Here is a 16,984-nt window from a genome sequence, read left to right as displayed (position 1 = left end):
AGCCACCTCTTGACAGGGATTTACGTGTACGGCCAAGCTAACCGAATGGTCGGTCGGGCGGCAAGGCTCATGTACGAGGCGGACCGCGCGTCGCAGCGGCTCGGGATCGAGCTGGTGGACGTGGCGGAGGGCTCCGCGACAGCACGGATGCGCGTCACGAAGGAGATGGTCAACGGCCACGGCATCGCCCACGGCGGCTACGTCTTCCTCCTCGCGGATACGGCCTTCGCCTGCGCCTGCAACAGCCACGGCCCCGTGACGGTGGCCGCCGGCGCCGACATCAGCTTCGTCGCCCCCGCGTACGACGGGGACGAGCTCACCGCGCGCGCCGAGGAGCGCACGCGCTACGGGCGCAGCGGTATATACGACGTGACGGTGACCCGCGGCGAGGACGTGGTGGCCGAGTTCCGGGGCCGCAGCCGCGTGGTCCCGCGGGCGGGCCGGGGTACGGAAGGAACGCGATGAGCACGAGGGACAGCGGGCCGCTGCTCGACGCCGGCGAGCGGATGGACGCGGCCGGGCTGCGTACGTACCAGCTGGAGCGGCTGCGGGAGACGCTGCGCCGGGTGTACGAGAACGTGGCCCCGTACCGGGCGAAGTTCGACGCCGCCGGGGTCACGCCGGACGACCTGCGGAGCCTCGCCGACCTGGCGAGGTTCCCGTTCACCACGAAGGCGGACCTGCGCGACGCGTACCCCTTCGGGATGTTCGCGGTGCCGATGGACGACGTCCGGCGGCTGCACGCGTCCTCCGGCACCACCGGGCAGCCGACCGTCGTCGGCTACACCGGGGGCGATCTGTCGATGTGGGCGGACATGGTGGCGCGCTCGATCCGGGCGGCGGGCGGGCGGCCCGGGCACAAGGTGCACATCGCCTACGGGTACGGGCTGTTCACCGGCGGGCTCGGGGCGCACTACGGCGCCGAGCGGCTCGGCTGCACGGTGATCCCGGCGTCCGGGGGGATGACGTCGCGGCAGGTGCAGCTGATCAGGGACTTCGAGCCCGAGATCATCATGGTCACGCCCTCGTACATGCTGACGCTGCTGGACGAGTTCGAGCGTCAGGGCATCGACGCGCGCACGAGCTCGCTGCGGGTCGGGATCTTCGGCGCGGAGCCGTGGACCGAGGAGATGCGGCGGGAGATCGAGGAGCGGGCGGGGCTGGACGCGGTCGACATATACGGGCTGTCCGAGGTCATCGGTCCCGGGGTGGCGCAGGAGTGCGTGGAGACCAAGGACGGGCTGCACGTCTGGGAGGACCACTTCTACCCGGAGATCGTCGACCCGCTGACGGGTGCGGTGCTGCCCGACGGGGAGGACGGCGAGCTGGTCTTCACGTCCCTGACGAAGGAGGCCATGCCGATCATCCGCTATCGCACCCGGGACCTCAGCCGGCTGCTGCCCGGGACCGCCCGGCCCGGCTTCCGGCGGATGGAGAAGGTCACCGGACGCAGCGACGACATGATCATCCTGCGCGGGGTGAACGTCTTCCCCACGCAGATCGAGGAGATCGTCCTGCGGACGCCCGCCGTCGCCCCGCACTTCCAGATCCATCTGGGCCGCCGGGAGCGGCTGGACGAGATGACTGTGCGCGTGGAGGCCCGGCCCGACGCGGCCCCCGGCTCACGGGAGACGGCGGCGGCGGAGATCGTCCGGGCGGTGAAGGACGGCGTGGGTGTGAGCGTACGGGCGGAGGTCGTGGACCCGGAGACGCTGGAGCGGTCGGTGGGGAAGATCCGCCGGGTCATCGACGAGCGGTAGCCCCGCGTACGGAACGGGCCCGTCCGGTGAGTCACCGGCCGGGCCCTGACGTGGCAGGGCACGCCTGACGTTCAAAGGCGTGTCACTGTCGCGTGTAATCCTTCATGCGCATCACTCCAAGGGTCCCGGGGCCAGTTCCCGGCCGGCCCTCTGTCGCCCAGGAGCCCGCTGTGCGGAACGTCTCGCGGTCGCGAGGCGTTCAGCGGACTGCCGCACTCCTTATTCTCCCACCGCCGCCACGGGCTCGGCCACCGGAGCGGGCAGAAGTTTGGTATAGCAGCGGCTGTCCTCGTACTCGCGATACGTCCCGAACTTCTGACCTGCGAGTTCATATCCCTCGGAGGCGTAGAGCGCCATTGCCTCCGGCTGCTTGTTCCCCGTCTCCAGCACCATCCTCACCCGTCCGGCCGCGTGCGCGTCGGCCTCCAGCGCGGCCAGCATCCGCCGCGCGAGCCCCCGCCCGCGGGCCTCGGGTATCACGTACATCCGCTTGATCTCGGCGTCCCCGTCGGCATACCCCTCGTCGTCGGCCCGCTGCGCCCGCCAGCCCCCGGTCGCGACGGGCACGCCGTCCCCGTCGTACCCCAGGAAGTACCGCCCGGCCGGCGGCTCGAAGTCGGCGGGGTCCATCGGCGCGTTGTCACCGTCGCCGTAACGCTCGACGTACTCGGCCTGCACCCGGGCGTCGAGCAGCGCGGCGTCGGGGTGGTCGTATCGGGTGGGGACGATCTCCATACGCCCATGGTACGAGCGGGGTACGACAGGGCCTGTCTGGAGTTCCCCGTCTGCGTCGCGACGCCCGGCACGCACTCTCGCCGCACGGCAGCACAGGACAGGTGGCTCCGCCACATGACCTGTGCTGCCGCACGCCGAGAGCACGCACCGAACGCCGCTGCGCCCGCGCTCCGCGCGGACGACGGGGAACTCCAGACAGGCCCTAGCGGGGCCCCCGCGTCGCCCGCTCGATCACCAGGCCCGGCGCCGGGCGGCAGGGGCGGCCCATCGCCGTGCAGCGGGACTCGAAGTCCGGGGGGAGCCAGCCGTGGCCCAGGAGGCGGGGGTGGGCGGGGAAGGACGTGAGGGCGGCGAGGACGAAGATCAGGGAGGCCCAGGGGCTGTGGATCTGGACCGAGAGGGACTGGTTGCCGGCGTTGGAGTTCCGGAACGTCGTCTGGAAGAACTCGGGGGCGATCAGGTCTATCTGGTCGAGGCTGTCCCAGTGGAGGTCCAGCCAGGTCTCCGGGTGACCGAAGTACACCTTGCGGGTGGTGATCGACACCTCGCCGACGCCGTCCGGGATCCAGCGGGGCTGGGCGGCGTTCTCGGCGGCGCGCTTGCGGGCGTTGTTGCCGATGGCGTTGCCGACCATGGTGCCGATCACGAACGCCGGGCCGCCCAGGGCCATCACGTTCGAGTGGGTGTAGCTGCCGTTGCCGTAGCCGCGCCAGGTCAGGCGCTGTGCGGGGCCCGATGCCAGGACGCGGTCGCCGGCGTCGACGCGGGCGAAGGTGGGGACCAGGGCGCGCTGGTCGAGGCGGTCCTCGATCAGGTCGGCGAGGATGTCGCAGGTGTGCCAGAGGTACTCGTCGAGCTGGGTCCACTCACCGCCGCCGCCGGTGTATGTGCTGGTCATGGCTCTCCGATGCCCCCGTGCCGAAACGTCGTGCAACTTACCTCCAACGGTACCCAGTTCGGGTCGGATTCGGTCACCGGTCGTAGCAACATCGAACAGGTCGTGACCTGACGAGCACCCCGGACCGGGGGGTGTCTCGAACGGACGTCGGACCCCGGGTCGGTTTGGCACCGTGCGTTCACGATATGTAACGTTCCGCATCGTCCGGTGACCGGCTGTCACCGGTGCGGTAGCGACGAGGGCCAGGGACGTTGAGGAAGAGAGCAGCCGCGGGCGTGCGCGCGAGGTGGCGCGCCGGGTGCGGGATGGTGGCGGTGCTGGGGCTCGCGGTGCTGGGCGTGATCGGGACGGGTACGGCGCGGGCGCATCCGGGCTCCGACGGGGAGCAGGGACACGGGGTGCTGGGGATCCCCCTGGGCGCGCTGCCGAAGCCGCCGGAGGAGGCGCGTACGTGTCCGGACCTGGTGACCGGCCTGCTCGGCGTCGTCGACCGGCGCTGCGAGGCCGGGAAGCCGCCCGTCGCGAGCCCTCCGCCGCCGCGGGAACCCGAGCCCCGCCGCGCCACCACCCCGGCCGCGCGGCCGAAGGACGCCGGGAAGGCCCGTACCGCGGACAGGCCCGCGCGCCGGACCGTCGCCCTGCGTCTGCTTCCGCTCGGCGACTCCATCACGTACGGCCTGGGCGCGTCCGACAGCGGCGGCTACCGCGGCGAGTTGTGGCGCGTCCTCGAGGGTGAGGGCGGCCGGGTGGACTTCGTGGGGTCCGTACGCAGCGGGCGGGCCGGCGACCCGGACCACGAGGGGCACCCGGGCTGGCGCATCGACCAGATCGACCGGCTGGCGACGGCCTGCACCGTGGCCCGCTACCGGCCGAACGTCGTCACCCTGCACATCGGCACCAACGACATGAACCACGCCTACGACGTCGGCCGCGCCCCGGCCCGGCTGCACACCCTGATCGACGACATCTTCCGCGCGGCCCCCCGCACCACCGTCCTGGTCGCGACGCTCGTCCCGTCCGTGGATCCGCTGGTCAACGCCCGGATCCGGCACTTCAACAGCCAGATCCCGGGGATCGTCGCCGAGCTGGAGCGGGAGGGGAAGTACGTCCGGACGGTCGACATGAGCGCGGTGACCCCGGCCGACCTGCACGACTGGCTGCACCCGGGCTCCGCCGGCTACCGCAAGGTGGCCGCCGCCTTCGTCGCCGGCATCCACGCCGCGATCGCCGACGGGTGGATCATGCCGCCCGTACGCACCGCGCCCGGGCGGTGCGCCCCGAAGCCGGAACGCCCGGGTGGGCTGCGGGCGGGCTTCTGGGACTGGCAGAGCGCGGTGGCGTCCGGGGCGTCGAGTCCGAGTACGAACACTCATGTGCCGCCGGCCCATCGGCTGCCACCCTGGCGGGCATGACGCTCGGGCGAGCCCGGGACGGTGCTCGTGTCCACGGTGGCCTACCTCGGCGCCCGGGTCAGCGAGACCGTCACCGGGAGATGGTCGGAGGCCGTCGTGCGGGGGATCGCGGGGGTCTGCGCGCGGAGGTCGGGGGTGGTCGTGATGAAGTCGATCCGGGACGTGGGGGCTTCGGTGGGGTACGTGTAGCCGGGGCCCATCGACGGGGGCCAGGTGTCGTGGAAGGCACGGAACAGGGGCGTCAGTTCCGGGGCCGTCGGGGTGGCGTTGAAGTCGCCCGTGAGGACGGTGGCGGGGCGGTGGGCCAGGAGCGCGGCGACCTGGCCGGCCTGGGCGAGGCGTTCGGTGGCGGGGCCGGCGGTGAGGTGGGTCGTCGCGATACGGAGTGGGGTGCCGTGGATCAGCAACTCCGCCGTCAGCAGACCGCGTTGCTCCTGGCCGGGGGCCCGGGGCAGGAGGGTGTTCGACCAGGTGCGGATGGGGTGGCGGCTGAGGATCGCCGTGCCGTACTGGCGGCGGTGGCCGCCGGGCTCGAGCGGCGCGAGGTCGAGGTTGGCGCCGTAGACGACGTACATGTGCAGGAGGGCGGCGAGTTCGGCGGGCTGGTCGGCGTAGAAGCTGCGCGGGCCGAAGTGGCGGTCGGCCTCCTGGAGGGTGACGACCTCGGCGCCGGAGTCCTCGATCACCTCCGCGATGCGCGGGAGGTCGACGACGCCGTCGAGGCCGGCGCCGTGGTGGATGTTGTACGTCATGATCCGCAGCGGCGGGAGGTCCGAGGCGGTGGCGGGCACGGATGTCAGGGTCACGCCGGTGAGGACGGCGGCGAGCAGCGTGAGGTAGCGCAGGAGTAAGCGGGACACGGCAGGGCTCCGGGAGAAGGAAGGAAGGGGGACGCGTCAGACGACGCCGTTGACCACGCCGTGCAGATGACGGCGGAAGCGCTCGAGTATCGCGAGATCACGCGGGCCCACCCGCTGTCCCGTCGCGTCGATCACGCCCGCCTGGCCGAAGGAGTGCGTGGTGAACACGATCGTGAACACCAGCATCTCCACGTCCACCCCGGCCCCCAGCCCCGCCCGGTCCAGGACCCCGCGCGCCACCGAGGCGACCCGCGCGATGAGGGGGCCGGCGATCTCCGCCTCGATCTCCGCCAGGTCCACGCCCTCCGACAGCCAGCGCCGCATCCACAGGGCGGGGACCTCGGGGTGGTTCAGGCAGAAGGTGAGATACGTGTCGACGAACCCGAGCAGCGCCGCCCGCGTCTCCTCCGGCGACGAACCGCACGCGCCCAGCCGCTCCAGCGCCTCGACGACCACGTCCCGCTGCGTCAGATGCGCCCGCCGCATCACCGCCCGGTAGAGCTCGGGCTTCCCGCCCACGTGGTAGGCGACCGTGGCGATGTTGAGGCCGACCGCCTCCCCGATCGCCCGGGTGCTCGTGGCGTCGTACCCGCGCTCGGCGAACAGCCGGGTGGCCGCCGCGAGGATGCGTTCGCGGCTGGAACCGTCGGCGGGCTGGGCGCTCATGCGGCGAGGCTACCCGACCGGAAGATCCCGGGTCCAATCACTCGCCGGAGAGAAAAAGACCAGGTCAACGGGGATTGCATCCGCCTCCATCATTCGATTGAATGAGCGCCCTGCAGAGAGGGAAGGACCGGGCGATGAGGCGAGTAGCGGTGATCGGCGCCGGCGCGGCGGGGCTGGCCGCGGCCAAGGCGCTGCTCGACGACGGGCTGGACGTCACCGTCCTGGAGAAAGGGGACCGCCCGGGCGGGCTGTGGGCGCAGGACAACGCGAGCGGGCTCTCCCCCGCGTACGACAGCCTGCACCTGAACACGAGCAAGGGCCGTACGGAATTCGCCCGCTTCCCGATGCCCGAGGAGTGGCCGGACTATCCGTCGGCGGCGCTGATCGCGGGCTATCTGGAGGAGTACGCGGCGAAGTTCGGGGTAACCGAACGCATCCGCTTCGGGACCACGGTCGCAGCGGTTCAAAGGCAAAAAACGGGCTGGGACGTCGAGACGGACGGCGACACCGGCACGTACGACGCCGTGGTCGTCGCCAACGGCCACAACTGGGACCCCAAGCCCCCCACCCCCACCTACCCCGGCACGTTCGACGGCGTCCAGACCCACGCCCACGACTACCGCAGCCCCGGCGTCTTCGCCGGGAAGCGGGTGCTCGTCGTCGGGATGGGGAACTCGGCGATGGACATCGCCGTCGACGCCTCGTACGTATCGGAGGGCCCCGTCCTGCTCTCCGCGCGGCACGGCGCGCACATCGTCCCGAAGTACCTCTTCGGCCGCCCCGCCGACGCGACCGGCGGCGCCCTCGCCGTCCTCCCCTGGCGGCTGCGCCAGGGGCTCGCGCAGACCATGCTGCGCCTGGCCGTCGGCACGCCCCAGAGCTACGGGCTGCCGAAGCCCGCCGGCGGCCTCTTCCAGAACCACCCCACCATCAGCGACACCATCCTCCACCGCCTCACCCACGGCGAGGTCGTCCCCCGCCCCGGCATCGAGCGGCTCGACGGCGGCCGGGTGGTGTTCACCGACGGCACCGCCGACGACGTCGACGTGATCGTCTGGGCGACGGGCTACCGGGTGACGATCCCGTTCCTCGACAGCGCCTGGCTCGGCGACAACCCCGAGGATCTGCCCCTCTACCAGCGCGTCTTCCACCTCGACGACCCCACGCTGGCGTTCGTCGGCCTGATGCAGTCCACCGGCGCCGCGCTCCCGGTCGTCGAGGCGCAGGGCGAGCTGGTCGCCGCGTATCTGAGCGGCCGGTACGCGCTGCCCTCCCCCGCCGGGCAGCGCACGGCGGTCGACAAGGCGCACGCGGCGGCCGTCCGGCGCTGGGGGCACAAGCGGCCGATGATGCGGATCGACTTCGACCAGTACACCGCCGCCGTCCCCCGCGAGATCCGCGCCGGTATCCGCCGGGCAGCCGCCGCCGACAAGGAAGTACGCCCATGAAGCTCCACGACCCCCACGGCCGCCGGGTCCTGATCACCGGCGCCTCCGGCACCATCGGCCGCGCCCTCGGCGAACGCCTGACGCGGCAGGGCGCGAAGGTCGTCGGCCTCGACGTACGGCCCGCCGGCGACGAGCCGTTCGACGTGATCGCCTGCGACGTCACCGACGACGCGAGCACCGCGGCCGGGGTCGCCGAGGCCCTGGACCGGCTCGGCGGGCTGGACGTCCTGGTCAACAACGCCGGCGTCGGCGGCCCCGCCCCCGCCGAGTACGCGCCGGGCGCCGAGGTCCGCCGTCAGCTGGAGATCAACCTCCTCGGCACCTGGCGGGTGACCGCCGCCTGCACCAGCGCGCTGGTCGCCGCGCGCGGCCGGGTCGTGATGGTGACCTCGCGGATGGCGGTCATGCAGCTGCCGCTGGCCGCCGCGTACGGGGCGTCGAAGCGCGCGATGGTCGCGTACGCGGACGCCCTGCGCCTCGAGCTCGGCACGCATGTGGGCGTGACCTGCGTCTATCCGTCCGCCGTGCGCAGCCCGATCCACGACTCGACGAAGGCGGCGGGGCTGTCGCTCGAGGGCATGAGCGTGTACGAGCCCCTGGAGGGCGTGGTCGGCGCGATCGAGAAGGCCGCGCTGTCCGTACGGGCCCGGCGGGATCTGACGACCACGCGCAAGGGGGCGGTGGAGTTCTTCCTGGCCCGCCATCTGCCCGCGCTCACCGACCGGATCGTGGCGCGCACCCTCGCCGGGCGGGCCCGGGCGGGGGCGTTCGACGGGGCGGAGCTGGCGGCCGGGGTGGTCGAGCGGCATCGGAGCGGGTCGTGACAGCCACCGAGGTGCACGCGAGCAGGAAGGCGCTCACCGCGTACGCGTCGGGGTCGGTCGGCATGGGTGTGTGGGTCACCGTGCCCGGGCTGTTGCTGCTGTACTTCCTCACCGACGTCCTCGGGGTGCCGGCGTTCGTGGCCGGGCTGACGCTGCTGCTGCCGAAGGTCGTGGACGTGGTCGTCCACCCGCTGCTGGGGTCGCGGTCCGACCGGCAGGCGCGGCGGTACGGGCACCGGCGGCGGATGATGCTCGGCGGGGTGGCGCTCGGGGCGGCCATGGTGGGGATGTTCACCGTGCCGTCGGCGCTGACGGGATGGCCTGCGGCGTTGTGGGTGGGCGGGTGGTTCGTGGCGGGGAATCTGCTCTTCGCGTCGTTCCAGGTGCCGTATCTGACGACGGCCTCCGATCTGCTCGTGGGGTATCACGAGCGGACCCGGGTGTTCATGTTCCGGATGCTGTATCTGACGGTGGGGCTGCTGGGCGCCGGGGTCGCGGCGCCGGCGCTGGTGGCGGCGGGCGGGCGCGGTGACTACACGCGCATGGCGCTGCTGCTGGCGGTGGTGACGGCCGTGTCGGCTGTGGTGGCGATCGGCGGGGTGCGGCGGCTCACCGGGGAGTGCGGGTTCCGGGCGCCGGACGAGGGGGCGGGGCGTTCGACGGTCGCGGATCTGCGGATCGCGTGGGCGGACCGGGACTACCGGGCGCTGGTGGTCTCGTACCTCTTCACGGGGACGACGACGCATCTGTTCCTGGCGGCGCTGCCCTATGTGACGGAGTACGTCTTCGACAACGACAAGCTGACGGCGCTGTTCATGGGGCTGTTCCTGGGGCCGGCGATCTTCGCGAGCCCGCTGTGGACGGCGTGGTCGCGGCGGTTCGGCAAGCAGCGCGGGCTGCTGCTGTCACAGGGCGTGTTCGCGGCCGGTTCGCTGACGCTCCTGGTCGGCGCGTGGCTGGACGGGGCGCCGGCGGTGGTCGTCACGTCGGTCGTGGTGATGGCGATGGGGACGGCGTTCGCGGGGCTGCAGCTGTTCGCGTTCTCGATGGTCCCGGACGCGGTCGCGGCGGCGGGCTCGTCGAAGGCCGGTGCCTATACGGGCGTGTGGACGGCGACGGAGGCCACGGGGACGGCCGTGGGGCCGTACCTCTACTCGGCGGTGCTGGCGCTGGGCGGTTTCGTGTCCAGCACGGCGGACGAGCACGTGGCGCAGCCGGACTCGGCGCTGACGGCGCTGCTGGTGGGCTTCACCGTGGTGCCGGCCGTGCTGATGGCGGTCGCGCTGTTCTGGCAGCGGCGCTACACGCTGGACGCGGCGGTATAGCGAGCCCGTATACGCCTGAGAGCCTCCCGGAGCGGCGCGGCGTCGGTCAGGTGCCGTGCCGCTCCGGGAAACCCCCTGGTCGTACGGGTCGTCGTGCTGACTACCGGGCTGCAGTCCCCCGGCAGGTCTCGAGCAGGGCCATCGCGATGGCCGTTCCCTGCCGACCGTACGCGTCGGCGTAGGAGGAGATGATCCTGCCCTCCCGCGACAGGTCGGTGCGGGTGCCGCCCGCGGCGAGCCGGGCCCGCTGTACGCCGGCGGACAGCTCCCGGCGTCGCTCGATCAGTGCCCGGATCTCCACGTCGATCAGGTCGATGCCGGCGCGGAGAGTGGTCACGTCCGATACGGCTTCCTCTTCTTGTACGAACATCAGTCAGTCACCCCAAGTGTTGCCATTGGTGGAACGGGTCGGACCCTCGCCCCCGTCGTTGGGGCCGGACTCACCCTGCGCCGAGGCGACAATGGCTGTCGCCGCTGACACAGCGTGAACTTCGGTTCTCGGCATAGCCACGGCGGTCGAGGCCGCCGCGGCCGGCACCGAGACGGCCAGGGCGAGCAGGCCCGCCGCGGCGAACCGCTGAATAGTTGCGGGCTTGACAATTATCTGGGAAGAGCGAATGGCGTTGCGCATGGCGGTGTATCCCCCAAGACCTTCACGTCGTAGTGGCGCTTTGCCTTGACGTGTTTGAGTCTCGCAGCCGCCATGCGCCACGTCTGCATCAGAAGGTGTCAGCCTCCTGTGATGGCAACTCCCTGTCAGAAGAGCCCCCCGGCGCGCCGAGGCCGAGCCGGTCGAGCACTTCTACCAGGGGCGTCGCCGGACGCCAGTCGACGGTGCCGGCCAGGTCGGGCCCGAGCGCTTCCCCGACCAGACGGACTGCAACCGATGTCGCGTACATGTCGTCCGAATGGTCGAGGAGAAGCCCCAGTTGCAGCGAGCCGTCATCCGCGGAGGTGACATGCAATTGTTCCAGCTTGTCCTCTGGCAGCGACAGCTGATGTATGCGTGCGGTCAGTGCCGAGGAGCTCGGCACTGATTCCGGAGCTATAGATCCGATCACCAGGAACACGGTTGCGCCTCCGTGAACATCCAATGAGGCAAGCTGAGTACCCCTGAGTAATGTTGCAGTAGATCGAACTCCACTGCGATAGTCGGACGGGAGGGCCGTCGGCTCGAGTGCCGCGGCCGGCAGGTGGTCTTTTGGGAGCGAAACATGGGGGACTTGGGGCTCGATTCCGATTCCGAGGCTGTCTACCGCATCCTTTTAAAGGTGCCTAGAGCGGGGGTTGTGGAGATCGCCGAGGCCTTGGGGTGGCCCGTCGCGCGCGTCCGGGAGACGTTGCGCAGCCTTGTCGAGCTCGCCCTCGTACGGGAATCCTCCGAGGAAACCGGCAAGGTGCGTCTGGTCAACCCGGAGTTCGGGCTGGCGGGTCTGCTGCAGCGCCAGGAACAGGAACTCGCCCAGCGCCAGCAGGCGGTCGCCGCGACCAGGCTGGCCGTAACGCGGATGCTGACGGAGTACGACGAGAATCCGTCGGCGCAGACCGACGAGGTGCGCAGGTACACCGGCCTGGACGCGATCAACTCCCAGATCGAGCGCCTCTCGTACGGCGCGGAGACCACGATCGAGGTGTTCGCGCCGCGCGGCGCCCAGACGCCGGCCGCGCTGAATGCCGCCCGGCCGCTGGACGAGGCCGCCATCGGCCGCGGGGTCCAGGTCCGGTACATCTACCTGGACTCCGTGCGCAACGACACCGCGACGCTGGCGTACGCGCGGTGGGTGCACGAGACCGGGGGCGAGGTGCGGGTGCTGCCGCACCTCCCGCTCCGCATGATCATCTACGATCGCCGGGCCGCCGTCGTCCCCATCGACCCCGAGGCCGCCGCCCGGGGCATCCTGCTCCTGCAGGGCGCCGGGGTGGTGACCGCGCTCGTCTCGCTCTTCCAGCAGACCTGGGAGCAGGCCCGCCCCCTCGGCGAGGCCCGCACGTCGACGCCGGAGGGCCTCAGCCCGCAGGAACAGGCCGTCCTCGACCTGCTCTTCGAGGGCCACACCGATGACGTCGTCGCCCGCAGGCTGGGCGTCTCGGTGCGTACGGGCCGGCGTATCACGGCCGAGCTGATGACCAGGCTCGGCGCGCGCAGCCGGTTCCAGGCGGGGGCCCTGGCCATGGGACGGGGCTGGCTGGGCCACGGCTCCCCGCCCGGCGAGGACTCCCTGCCGGGGCCGGCGGACGACGACGGCGGCTGACCTCACCGGGCGGACGCCAGCACGTTCGCCGGGGTGTTCGCCGGGGTGTTGACGGCGTCCGGGACGGGGCGGCCGGCCAGGGCGTCCAGCACCGAGCGGGCCGCCTGGGTGCCGGCCCGCTCCTGCGCCTCGGGGGTGCTGGCGCCCAGATGCGGGGTGACGACGACGTTGTCCAGCTCGAACAGGGCGGAGTCGGTGCACGGCTCGGTCGCGTAGACGTCCAGGGCGGCGCCGGCGACCCGGCCCTCCTTCAGGGCCGCGTACAGCTCCTGCTCGTCGATGATCCCGCCGCGCGCGGCGTTGACGATGCGCAGATCGGAGCGCACCCGCTGGAAGGCGTCGAAGCCCAGCAGACCCCGGGTGTGGTCGGTCAGGGGCAGATGGACGGTGAGGAACTGCGCCTCGTCCAGCAGCTCGTCCAGGCCCACCAGGCGGACGCCCAGGGCGCGGGCGTGCTCCTCGGTGGCGTACGGGTCGTGGGCGACGACGCGCATGTCGAAGGCGGCCATCCGGCGGGCCACGAGCGAGCCGATCCGCCCCAGGCCCAGCACGCCGAGCGTCTTGCCGGAGAGCTCGACGCCCGTGTACAGGCTGCGCGCCCAGCGGCCCTGCTTCAGCGCGCCGTGCGCCTGCGGGACGTTACGGGCCAGGGCCAGCAGCAGCGCGACGGCGTGCTCGGCGGCGCTGACGACGTTGGAGGAGGGGGCGTTGACGACGAGGACGCCGGCGTCGGTGGCGGCGGGCACGTCGACGTTGTCCAGGCCGACGCCGGCCCGGGCGACGACCTCGAGCCTGGGCGCGGCGGCCAGGGCCTCGGCGTCGATCCGGGTGGCGGAGCGGACCAGGACGGCGTGGGCGTCGGCGAGGGCGGCCAGCAGCGCCGGGCGGTCGGTGCCGTCGACGTGGCGTACCTCGACGGAGCTGTCCTCGGTCAGCACGGCCGTGGCGGCGGTGCTGAGTTTGTCGGCGATGAGGGCGACGTAGTGGCTCACGGGGAGGGCTGCCTTTCCGTGGTGGTGACGGTGCGGGAGGTGCTGTTGCGGCGGTACGGGGAGGGTCCCGCGGCGGTGGTGAGGGGGGTTGCCACCGCCGCGGGAGGTTCGGGTGCCCGCGCGGTCACAGGCCGCCGTCCACGGGCAGGACGGCCCCGGTGACGTAGGAGGCGCGGGGGGAGGCCAGATAGGCCACGGCGTCGGCGACCTCGCCGGCGAGTCCGGTACGGCCCAGGGCGGCGCGGGCGGCCACCTGGTCCCGTACCCGCTCGTCCAGGGCGGCCGACATGTCGGTGTCGATGAGTCCGGGGGCGACCGCGTTGACGCGGATGCCGCGGCGGCCGACCTCCTTGGCCAGGGAGCGGGTCAGGGCGATGATCCCGGCCTTGGCGGCGGCGTAGTTGGTCTGGCCGGCGTTGCCGTGCCGGCCGGAGACGGAGGACAGGGTGACGATGCTGCCGGCCCTGCGTTTCATCATGGGGAACACCACGGCCTTGCAGACGTGGCGGACGCCGCTGAGGTTGACGTCGACGACGTCGTGCCAGTCGTCGTCGGACATCAGCAGCATCGGGCCGTCCCGGGTGATCCCGGCGGAGGTGACGGCCACCGCGACCGGGCCGAAGGTCTGCTCCGTACGGTCGACCCAGGCCTTGACCGCGGCCGCGTCGGAGACGTCGACGCGTTCGGCCAGGCAGCGGGCGCCGAGGCCGGCCAGCTCCTTCTCCAGCTCGGCGGCGGCCTGTTCGTCGCCGCGGTAGCAGAAGGAGATGTCGTGGCCGTCCTCGGCCAGGCGCAGGGCGACCGCGCGGCCGATGCCCCGGGAGCCGCCGCTGATCAGGGCGACCGGCCGGTCGACGGTGGTCTCGTCGTCGCTCATGCCGCCCGGCTCCCTTCGTCCGGCCCGGCGTCCTCGAGCGCCGCCGCCGGTTCGCCGTCGGTGAGCAGGCGCAGTACGGCGCACGCCACCGTGCCGTCCGGGTCCGTGACCGTGAGCACCGCGATCCGGCCGGGCTCGCCCGGCTCGCACAACAGCGCCGCGAGCTGGAACGCCCCGGTGGCCGCCGCCGTCTCGCCGAGCAGCGAGGGCCGCGCGGCGCGGTCCAGGGCCGCCTCGTCGAACAGGTCCTGGTGCACCTGGAGTTCCTGGTCCCCCGACGGCCCGGGGGCGTCGGAGGGCAGCGCCGCCCAGACCTCGTCGGCGTCCACCCCGGCCTGCTCCAGCGCCGTGCGTACGGTCGCGGTGAGCACGTCGGCGACGTCACCGGCCGGCGCCACCCGGTGGTGGACGGCCAGGACCTCGGCGAGCGGCTCGCCCTCCGCGGCGTCGGCGGACTCCAGCAGGACCATCACGCAGCCCTCGCCCAGCACCACGTCCTCGCCGTGCTCGGCGCGGGTGATGCGCGCCCGGGAGGCGGAGTACTCCTCCGCCGACCCGGCGATGACCCGCTCCGCGCGCCCCTCGGCGAGCATCCGGCAGGCGTGGGTGAGCGCGACGAGCGCGGACACCCTGCCGGCGGCGACGGTGGAGTTGGGGCCCTTCAGGGCGTGCCGGATGGCGCTCAGGGAGGCCGCCCGGTTCATCGCCTGGTTGGGGATACGGGCCATCGGTACGTCGATGGGCCGGTCCCCCTCCAGGGACGCCTTGGTGAACTCCATGAACCCCTGCACGCTGCCCGCCGTGGTGCCCAGGATGACGCCCGTACCGAGGTCGCCCTCGGCGTCGTGCGCGGCGACCAGGGTGCCCAGCACGTCCCGGACGGTCACGGCCGTGAGGCCGGTGAGCCGGTCCAGGCCGCGGGTGCCCTTGCGGCCCAGGGCCTCACGGACGTCGAAGCCGGGCACGACGCGGGCGGTGGCGGACTCCTCCGCCAGCCACTCCTCGGGCGCCGGGGACTCGGGCCCGGGATTGCGGCCGCGCAGTCCCTCGGCCAGCGGGGCCGCGCCGGTGCCGTAGGGCGACACGGCGGACCAGGCGGTGATGACCGCGGTACTCATCGGACGTGCTCTCCTTGGGTGCTTGGGTGGTGGCCGAGCAGCAGGACGGCGTTGTTGCCGCCGAACGCGAGACCGTTGTTCTGCACGACGCGCACCTTGGCGGGCACGGACTCGTTGGGTACGACGTCGACCTCGCAGTTCGGGTCGGTCGTGCGGTGGTTCGCCGTGGGCGGCACGAAGCCGTACCGGATGGCGAGCGCGGAGGCGATGGCGCCCAGGGCGCTGGCGGCGCCCATGGTGTGGCCGATCATCCCCTTGATGCCGACGGTGCGCGGCGGGGTGCGCCCGTACACCTGGCGGATCGCGGCGATCTCGGTGTTGTCGTTGGTCACCGTCCCGGTGCCGTGGGCGGAGATCAGGTCGACCTCCTCGGGCTTGACGGAGGCGTTGGTGAGGGCGAGCCGGATGCAGCGGGCCACGCTGTCCGCCTCGGGGGCGGTGGGGTGCGCGGCGTCGCAGTTCAGGCCGTAGCCCAGGACCTCGGCGTAGATGTGCGCGCCGCGGGCCAGGGCGGACTCCTCGGTCTCCAGGAGCAGCATGCCGGCGCCCTCGCCGGTGAGCAGTCCGGCGCGTTCGGTGTCGAACGGCCGGCACTCGTCGGCGGCGATCAGGCCCAGGCGGGAGAAGCCCGCGAAGGTCTTGCGGTTGAGGGCGTCGGCGCCGCCGACGATGGCCCACTCGGCCTCGCCGGAGCGGACGGCGTCGAAGCCGGAGCCGATCGCGTAGTTGCCGGCCGCGCAGGCGGTGGCGATGGTGGACGTCTCCACGTTGGACACGTCCAGCTCGCGGGCGACGCCCAGCGCCAGGCTGCCGGTGGCGGTACGGCCCAGCAGGCCGCCGGTGAAGACGGCGATGCCGGCGGCGAGGACCGACTCGGTGAGCAGGTCCAGTTCGCCGGTCTCGCCGTCCGTGGTGCCGACGACGACGATGCCGCGCCGGTCCCGCAGCCACGCCTCGCTGAGCCCGGAGTCCTCCAGCGCCATCCGGGCCGCGGCGGCCGCGAACTGGGTGGCGCGGCCGGTGTCGCGGCGGCGGATGCGGTGCAGCCGCTCGGACGGCTCGAAGCCGTGGACCTGGTGGCCGCGGCGGCTGGGGAAGCCGGTGGTGTCGAAGGCGGTGATGTCGCCGGTGCCGACCCGGCCGGCGCGCAGGCCGTCCGTGAACGACTCGACGCCGATACCGATGCTGGACAGCACGCCGCAGCCGGTCAGGACGACCTTGCGGGCCGGGGGCGGCGCCTGCCTCCTGCGGACCGGGGTCCGCGTGGCGGCGGCTCTCATGACGTCCGCCGCTCTGCCGTCGCGAGCACCGCCAGGACGGCGTCCAGGTTCACCAGCTTGACCAGGTCCTCCTGCGGGATGACCACGCCGAGGTCCTTCTCCATGCGGGACAGGATCTCGATGGCGCCCAGGGAGTCGGCGTCGTGGTCCTCGATGAACAGGCTGGTGTTGGTGAGCTCGTGGTCCTCGAGCTCGAGGATGTCGGTGATGATGGCCCGGACGGCCGGGACGTCCACGGAAGGGCTGACAGTGGTCATCGTCGTTCTCGTCTTTCGTGTGAAGTGATGAGGGTGGTGACGGGCGGGTGGTCAGGCCGCGCCGCGGACCAGGGAGGCCGGGCGCATGTCGGTCCAGGTGCGCTCGATGTGGTCGAGCGCGGCCTCACGGCTCCCGGCCGGCAGCACGGTGGTCCAGCCGGCGGGCACGGCCGCGAACTCGGGCCAGATGCTGTGCTGTCCCTCGTCGTTGACCAGGACGAGGAAAGAGCCGTTCTCGTCGTCGAACGGGTTGTTCTTCATGGGGACTTTTTCCTCCAGT

18 protein-coding genes and 1 pseudogene are annotated in these 16,984 nt (G+C 72.4%); 7 read left to right on the top strand and 12 right to left on the bottom strand.

What is annotated here, in order from left to right:
- Nucleotides 1-45 precede the first annotated feature (45 nt).
- Nucleotides 46-465 carry a hydroxyphenylacetyl-CoA thioesterase PaaI gene (gene paaI / locus SRB5_RS27085; RefSeq protein ID WP_153456059.1) on the top strand — a complete coding sequence of 140 codons (420 nt, stop codon included), beginning with the start codon at nucleotides 46-48 and terminating at the stop codon, nucleotides 463-465.
- A complete protein-coding gene (gene paaK, locus SRB5_RS27080; protein WP_153456058.1) occupies nucleotides 462-1,760 on the top strand; it encodes a phenylacetate--CoA ligase PaaK in 1,299 nt (432 codons plus the stop codon). Before paaI ends, paaK begins: the two co-directional genes overlap by 4 nt.
- A gap of 219 nt (nucleotides 1,761-1,979) precedes the next feature.
- Here paaK and SRB5_RS27075 read toward each other — a convergent pair whose 3' ends face one another.
- Entirely contained in the window at nucleotides 1,980-2,495 is a 516-nt protein-coding gene (locus SRB5_RS27075; protein WP_153456057.1) for a GNAT family N-acetyltransferase, read from the bottom strand.
- A gap of 202 nt (nucleotides 2,496-2,697) precedes the next feature.
- Nucleotides 2,698-3,393, bottom strand: coding sequence for a hypothetical protein (locus SRB5_RS36770; protein WP_228390474.1), 696 nt, complete (start codon nucleotides 3,391-3,393; stop codon nucleotides 2,698-2,700).
- A gap of 275 nt (nucleotides 3,394-3,668) precedes the next feature.
- On the opposite strand from SRB5_RS36770, the gene SRB5_RS27065 reads away from it, so the two are divergent.
- Nucleotides 3,669-4,805, top strand: coding sequence for an SGNH/GDSL hydrolase family protein (locus SRB5_RS27065; protein ID WP_194293046.1), 1,137 nt, complete (start codon nucleotides 3,669-3,671; stop codon nucleotides 4,803-4,805).
- Between the two features lie 41 nt (nucleotides 4,806-4,846).
- On the opposite strand, the gene SRB5_RS27060 is transcribed toward SRB5_RS27065, so the two are convergent.
- Both SRB5_RS27060 and SRB5_RS27055 read right to left on the bottom strand, forming a co-directional pair.
- Nucleotides 4,847-5,665 (bottom strand): endonuclease/exonuclease/phosphatase family protein, encoded by an 819-nt coding sequence (locus SRB5_RS27060; RefSeq protein ID WP_323378531.1) that lies wholly within the window; start codon nucleotides 5,663-5,665, stop codon nucleotides 4,847-4,849.
- 36 nt (nucleotides 5,666-5,701) lie between these two features.
- Nucleotides 5,702-6,331, bottom strand: a complete 630-nt coding sequence (locus SRB5_RS27055) for a TetR/AcrR family transcriptional regulator (RefSeq protein ID WP_153456055.1) — start codon at nucleotides 6,329-6,331, stop codon at nucleotides 5,702-5,704.
- Nucleotides 6,332-6,465: 134 nt separating this feature from the next.
- On the opposite strand from SRB5_RS27055, the gene SRB5_RS27050 reads away from it, so the two are divergent.
- From SRB5_RS27050 to SRB5_RS27040, 3 genes are read left to right on the top strand one after another with little or no spacing between them, the layout of a single operon-like run.
- Nucleotides 6,466-7,779, top strand: coding sequence for a flavin-containing monooxygenase (locus SRB5_RS27050; protein WP_153456054.1), 1,314 nt, complete (start codon nucleotides 6,466-6,468; stop codon nucleotides 7,777-7,779).
- Complete coding sequence (locus tag SRB5_RS27045) at nucleotides 7,776-8,603, top strand: SDR family NAD(P)-dependent oxidoreductase (RefSeq protein ID WP_153456053.1); 828 nt, start codon at nucleotides 7,776-7,778, stop codon at nucleotides 8,601-8,603. Before SRB5_RS27050 ends, SRB5_RS27045 begins: the two co-directional genes overlap by 4 nt.
- The gene (locus tag SRB5_RS27040) at nucleotides 8,600-9,928 is read left to right on the top strand and encodes an MFS transporter (protein WP_323378529.1); all 1,329 of its coding nucleotides are present in this window, start codon (nucleotides 8,600-8,602) and stop codon (nucleotides 9,926-9,928) included. The genes SRB5_RS27045 and SRB5_RS27040 overlap by 4 nt, the downstream gene beginning before the upstream one ends.
- Nucleotides 9,929-10,028: 100 nt before the next feature.
- On the opposite strand, the gene SRB5_RS27035 is transcribed toward SRB5_RS27040, so the two are convergent.
- Together SRB5_RS27035 and SRB5_RS27030 are read right to left on the bottom strand one after the other, a co-directional pair.
- Entirely contained in the window at nucleotides 10,029-10,298 is a 270-nt protein-coding gene (locus SRB5_RS27035; protein WP_153456052.1) for a chorismate mutase, read from the bottom strand.
- A gap of 349 nt (nucleotides 10,299-10,647) precedes the next feature.
- The gene (locus SRB5_RS27030; protein WP_153456051.1) at nucleotides 10,648-10,998 is read right to left on the bottom strand and encodes a hypothetical protein; all 351 of its coding nucleotides are present in this window, start codon (nucleotides 10,996-10,998) and stop codon (nucleotides 10,648-10,650) included.
- 144 nt (nucleotides 10,999-11,142) lie between these two features.
- Between SRB5_RS27030 and SRB5_RS27025 the strand changes: the two genes are divergently transcribed.
- Nucleotides 11,143-12,180, top strand: a complete 1,038-nt coding sequence (locus tag SRB5_RS27025; protein ID WP_153456050.1) for a helix-turn-helix domain-containing protein — start codon at nucleotides 11,143-11,145, stop codon at nucleotides 12,178-12,180.
- Between the two features lie 47 nt (nucleotides 12,181-12,227).
- Here SRB5_RS27025 and SRB5_RS27020 read toward each other — a convergent pair.
- From SRB5_RS27020 to SRB5_RS26995, 6 genes and pseudogenes are all read right to left on the bottom strand, one after another.
- Nucleotides 12,228-13,172, bottom strand: a pseudogene (locus SRB5_RS27020) (hydroxyacid dehydrogenase); the annotation flags it as partial.
- Between the two features lie 124 nt (nucleotides 13,173-13,296).
- Nucleotides 13,297-14,049 (bottom strand): 3-oxoacyl-ACP reductase FabG, encoded by a 753-nt coding sequence (fabG, locus tag SRB5_RS27015; protein ID WP_153456049.1) that lies wholly within the window; start codon nucleotides 14,047-14,049, stop codon nucleotides 13,297-13,299.
- Entirely contained in the window at nucleotides 14,046-15,167 is a 1,122-nt protein-coding gene (locus SRB5_RS27010) for a beta-ketoacyl synthase N-terminal-like domain-containing protein (RefSeq protein ID WP_153456048.1), read from the bottom strand. The genes fabG and SRB5_RS27010 overlap by 4 nt, the downstream gene beginning before the upstream one ends.
- A complete protein-coding gene (locus tag SRB5_RS27005) occupies nucleotides 15,164-16,447 on the bottom strand; it encodes a beta-ketoacyl-[acyl-carrier-protein] synthase family protein (RefSeq protein ID WP_153456047.1) in 1,284 nt (427 codons plus the stop codon). The genes SRB5_RS27010 and SRB5_RS27005 overlap by 4 nt, the downstream gene beginning before the upstream one ends.
- Nucleotides 16,444-16,704 (bottom strand): acyl carrier protein, encoded by a 261-nt coding sequence (locus tag SRB5_RS27000; protein ID WP_153456046.1) that lies wholly within the window; start codon nucleotides 16,702-16,704, stop codon nucleotides 16,444-16,446. The genes SRB5_RS27005 and SRB5_RS27000 overlap by 4 nt, the downstream gene beginning before the upstream one ends.
- A gap of 51 nt (nucleotides 16,705-16,755) precedes the next feature.
- Nucleotides 16,756-16,965 (bottom strand): MbtH family protein, encoded by a 210-nt coding sequence (locus SRB5_RS26995; RefSeq protein WP_153456045.1) that lies wholly within the window; start codon nucleotides 16,963-16,965, stop codon nucleotides 16,756-16,758.
- Nucleotides 16,966-16,984: the final 19 nt, after the last annotated feature.

Origin of the sequence: Streptomyces smaragdinus (genome assembly GCF_009604385.1) — a bacterium.
Lineage (GTDB): Bacteria > Actinomycetota > Actinomycetes > Streptomycetales > Streptomycetaceae > Streptomyces > Streptomyces smaragdinus.
Note: the sequence above shows the minus strand (reverse complement) of the source record. Positions and strands in the feature narration are given on the sequence as shown.